This window comes from Chryseobacterium potabilaquae (assembly GCF_902728265.1).
GTDB lineage: Bacteria > Bacteroidota > Bacteroidia > Flavobacteriales > Weeksellaceae > Chryseobacterium > Chryseobacterium potabilaquae.
Map to the genome: position 1 here is coordinate 1 of NZ_CACVBR010000140.1, position 561 is coordinate 561.

Consider the following 561-nt stretch of genomic DNA (forward strand, 5'->3'; position numbering starts at 1 on the left):
TAACCGTGGTATCATATTCTGAATAAGTATCCAAAAGATTGGAGAAGATTCCATCTCCACTATACTCTTCTTCTCTTACCCAAGATAAGTCTTCAAGCCGTAACTTTGAGCCAACTTCTTTTTGATGGCATACCATCTGTTCTAAGAGATAAACATACGTACGGATCATATGATCAATCGTACTTTCTTTAAATAGATGGGTAGCATAATTAAAGCTTCCTGAAAGAGAATCTCCTCCATCATCTATCATAACACTTAAATCAAACTTCGCTACATCATAAGAAACATTTCCTTTGAATTCTTGAAATAATGAATCATCTCCATACCTATCCTTTACTTCACTTCCAAAACTCTGCAAGCCAAACATCACCTGGAATAGAGTATGGCGAGATACATCCTGAACTACTCCTAATTCTTCTACCAATTTCTCAAAGGGAACATCCTGATGCATCTGTGCCTGAGATACTGAAGCTGAAACTTGCAAAATAAAATCTCTTACTGATACCCCATAATCAATCTCTTCTCGAAGGACGAGCGTATTTACAAAGAAACCGATCAGAT

At 36.7% G+C, this 561-nt stretch carries 1 protein-coding gene; it reads right to left on the reverse strand.

The genetic code is table 11. The annotated features are described in order from the left end of the window. Nucleotides 1-561, reverse strand: a 561-nt coding sequence (locus tag CHRY9293_RS18545) for a condensation domain-containing protein (protein WP_162034327.1), incomplete at both ends; no start/stop codon positions are given.